The 3,826-nt window shown below is 65.5% G+C and carries 2 protein-coding genes and 1 pseudogene; 1 reads left to right on the top strand and 2 read right to left on the bottom strand.

The genetic code is table 11. From position 1 onward, the window contains the following. Window positions 1-131 precede the first annotated feature (131 nt). Together ACFYOH_RS44485 and ACFYOH_RS44490 are read right to left on the bottom strand one after the other, a co-directional pair. A pseudogene (locus ACFYOH_RS44485) lies at window positions 132-988 on the bottom strand (IS5 family transposase). Window positions 989-1,221: 233 nt separating this feature from the next. After that, window positions 1,222-2,796, bottom strand: a complete 1,575-nt coding sequence (locus ACFYOH_RS44490; RefSeq protein WP_388637999.1) for an ABC transporter substrate-binding protein — start codon at window positions 2,794-2,796, stop codon at window positions 1,222-1,224. A 514-nt stretch (window positions 2,797-3,310) separates the two neighbouring features. Here ACFYOH_RS44490 and ACFYOH_RS44495 point away from each other — a divergent pair. Then, the gene (locus ACFYOH_RS44495; RefSeq protein WP_388638002.1) at window positions 3,311-3,628 is read left to right on the top strand and encodes a transposase; all 318 of its coding nucleotides are present in this window, start codon (window positions 3,311-3,313) and stop codon (window positions 3,626-3,628) included. Window positions 3,629-3,826: the final 198 nt, after the last annotated feature.

Here is a 3,826-nt window from a genome sequence, read left to right on the forward strand (position 1 = left end):
CCCACGGCTTCCGCCGCGTCATGGTCACCCCCACGAAGCACGGAATCACGTACATCTCCACCGTGCCACAACAAGATCTTTCTGCAAGGACCCCTCAGAGGTCGTTTCATCCCGGTGTTTTATCCCGGAATCTACTGTTTGGTCTGTGGTGTCGGGTCGCGCCAGGAGATGGTGTTCTCGCCGGTGAGACGGCGGGCCATGAGGTCGGTCATGGCAAGGTGAATCATGGCCTCGGAGCGGGCGGAGAGGGTCTCGTAGTCGCGGGCGAGCCGTCGGTGGAGCATCAGCCAGCCGTAGGTCCGCTCGACCGCCCACCGTTTCGGGATCGGGGTGAATCCCTGGTCCCAGGGGAGCGGGCGGTGATTTCCATGTCGATGCCGAGGGTGGCCGCGTGCTCGACGAGGTGCTGGCGGTAGCCGCCGTCGACCCACACCTTGCGGATGCCGGGGTGTTGGGCGGCGACCTGGTTAAGGAGCCGGGTGCCGGCGACGGAGTCCTGCACGCTCGCCGCGGTGACCAGCACAGCCAGCAGGAGACCGAGGGTGTCGGTGACGATGTTCCGCTTCCTGCCCACGATCTTCTTCCCGGCGTCGACGCCCTGGCCGGCGGCGGGGACGCTGGTGGAGGTCTTGACGCTCTGGGCGTCGATCACACAGGCCGATGGCTCGGCGTCCCGTCCCTCCTTCTCCCGCAGCAGCCGCCTAAGCAGGCCGTTGAGCTGAGCGAACACGCCTTCCTGCTGCCACTTGGCGAAGTATCCGTAGACCGTGTTCCAGTGCGGAAAGTCGTGCGGAAGGTAGCGCCACTGCACGCCGGTGCGGTCCACATACACGATCGCGTCCATGATGTCGCGCAGATCGCGCTCGGGCGGTCGGCCAAAGTCCAGGGCCCTGCCGCGGCGCTCGAAGCGCCAGGCCGAGAGCACCGGCTCGATCAACTCCAAGCGGGCATCGGACAAATCACTTGGATACGGGCGTCGCGTCGGCATGCCTCCGGCGTATCGCCACGGACCCGAGTGCGCCCAGGCGCACAGCGGCGACAGAAGCACACAGCCAGGAAGGCCGGGCGTCCTGGGATGAGACGGGAACAAGCCGCATCCCGCCCCACCAGTCACCCCGCCCAGCACACAGGCCTCGAGTACACCCGACTACCTCTTCCGCACCGCAATCCCACACCTCCAGAACCGCCCTATATACAGGCAATACAGATGAAAACGACCTCTCAGAGCGCGTTGCGGTAGAGCTGCCACATCGTCATGATCGTCGACGGGTCCAGCGCCCACTGTGCGCCGGCGATGTCGTCGTCGGCCGCGATGTACTGCTTGCCCTGCCACAGAGGCAACAGCTGAGCGTCGTCGGCGATGATCCGGGCGGCCTCCTCCAGGGCCTTGGCCGCTTTGACGCGGTCGCTCTCGCGCCGGGACCGCGGCAGCAGCACGTCGGTGATCCTCGGCGACGGGTAAGGGGTGCCCAGGGCGTTGTGATCGCCCACGAAAGGTGTGATGTAGTTGTCGGCGTCCAGGAAGTCGGGGGACCAGCCGCGGCCGAACACCGGGTATTCACCCTGCTGGTAGCCCTGCACGAACGTCTTCCAGGGACGGCTGCTGAGGGTGATTTTGAAGAGGCCCGAGCCGTCGAGCTGGCGCTTGAGCTCCCGGAAGGCCGCGCCGGTCTCGGAGCCGTAGCGGTCGGTGGTATACCAGAAAGTCAGCGGGACGCGCTGGTGGATGCCCGCGTCCGAGAGGATCTTGCGAGCCTTCGGGACGCTGGGGTCGCCGTATTCGTCGAAGAAGGGCGTGGTGTGCCCGGACAGTCCCGCAGGCACCGTGGAATAGAGCGGGTCGACGGTGTTCTGGAAGACGCGCTGGGCGATCGCGCCCCTGTCCAGCACCTGGGCCACGGCCTTGCGGACGGCCGCCTTACCGGCCCACGGGTCCTTCGGGTTGAACACTAGGTAACTGATGTCGACGCCCGCATTCTCCGAGAGCGAGACCTTCATGCCGAAGGAACCGCGCTGCAGGGCGATGACGTCCAAGGAGGCGAGGCCGTGGTAGATGACGTCGATCTTCCCGCTCCTGAGGGCCTTCACCAGGCTGGTGGAGTCGTGGAAGTAGCGGATGGTGACCCCGTCGTTCTTCCGCTCGGCCACGCCCTTGTAGCGCTCGTTGCCGACGAGTTCGGCCTTCTTGCCGTCCTCGTAGGACTCCAGCGTGTACGGCCCCGACCCAGTGATCCCGCCGTCCTCGCGGATGGCTGTCGCGGGGTAGTCCGCGGGGTCGACGATCGACGTGGCGGGGGTGGTGAGGAGGAACGGGAAGGTGGCGTCCGGCTTCCTGAGCTGGAAGACGACCTCGTGATCGCCGCTGACGTCGACCCGGCTCAGGTTGTCCAGCAGGCCCGCCGGGCCGCTGGCCGCGTTGATCCGTTTGATCCGGTCGATGGAGTACTTCACGGCCTGGGCGTCGAGCTTGTCGCCGTTGGAGAACGTCAGGCCGCTGCGCAGGACGCAGTGGTAGGTCAGAAGTTTCGTGCCGGTGAATCCGCAGGAGTCGGCGGCGTCGGGCACCGGATCGCTCGTTCCGGGCCGGTAGTTCAGCAGTGTCTGGTACACGTTGCGGAACAGTTCCCAGGAACTGTCCCAGGAGGCGGCCGGGTCCAGCGTGCTCGGGGAACTGGTGGTTCCGACGACGATCGGGTTCCCGCCGGTCAGGCCAGAGGGGAGTACCCCGCACCCACCCACCAGCGAGAGGGACAGAAGGGTCGCCAGCCGACGCAACCTTGGGTTCCTGTTGAACACGCCATGCTCCTAGATCTGCCACACGGGGGTCGGCACACCTTATCTCGACACGTGTGCCTGGACGGTTAAATGTTTTTGACCCAACAAGTATGTCGGAGAAACATGCCGCCATCGCAACGGCCACGGAATTCGCCGGGTGTTCATCTGCGCAGCGGCGGCGTCGGTCAGGGCTTACTTACGCAACCGGCTCACATGCCTCCAGTACCGGCCCGGCACTCTCGACAGCCCCACTCCGGTACTACAGCCGGAGACCTTGTGACGGAGCGTGCGTGGTGTCGTTGACCGGGCATGATGCTGGGTGTGACGGCTGAGCAGGTAGCCGGGTGAGATGCCGGACCGGTCACTCTGACTGGTTCGTTGGGGTACTTGTCAACCGGCCGGAGCCTCGGGCGATGTTCGCGCAGTTCATTGAGGGGCTGCTGGCGGAGCTGCCGAAGAAGAACGGCTGGACCCTGTCGGAACGTGCCGGGCATGTGACTGCGGACCGGATGCAGTGGCTGCTCAACGGATCGGTGTGGGACGCAGACCGCTGCGTGACCCGATCCGCGATTACGTCATCACGCATCTGGACGGCGAGGACGCCTCTTTAGTCATCGATGACACCCAGGCACAGAAGATGGGCACCAAGTCGGTAGAGGTGGCCTTCCAGCACTGTGGGCTGACCGGCGAGGTCCACAATTGCCAGACCATGGGGACGCTCACCTACGCCACCGCCGCTGGGCACGCCTTCATCGACCGCCGCCTGTATCTGCCCGAGGAAGGGATGAACGACCGTCGGCGGTGCCGTGAGGCCGGAGTGCCTGACGAGATTGAACCGTTCCGGGTTCGGTAGGGCTCTGAGCTGTCCCGAGTTTCGTAGCGGCCGATCTTGTGTGTTTCAGGCGGCGTTCGGAGTGACCAAAGAACGGTAGTAGGCCGCCTCGAACTCCTCGGGTGGCCAGGTGTTTCTTCCAGGTCCAGCGGCGGGGATCGTTCGAGCCGCCGGCGTCGGCGGTGATCAGCAACCGGGTTGCGTCCGGGTGGTGCACCT

It is taken from the genome of Streptomyces sp. NPDC007856 (genome assembly GCF_042868225.1).
Taxonomy (GTDB): Bacteria; Actinomycetota; Actinomycetes; order Streptomycetales; family Streptomycetaceae; genus Streptomyces.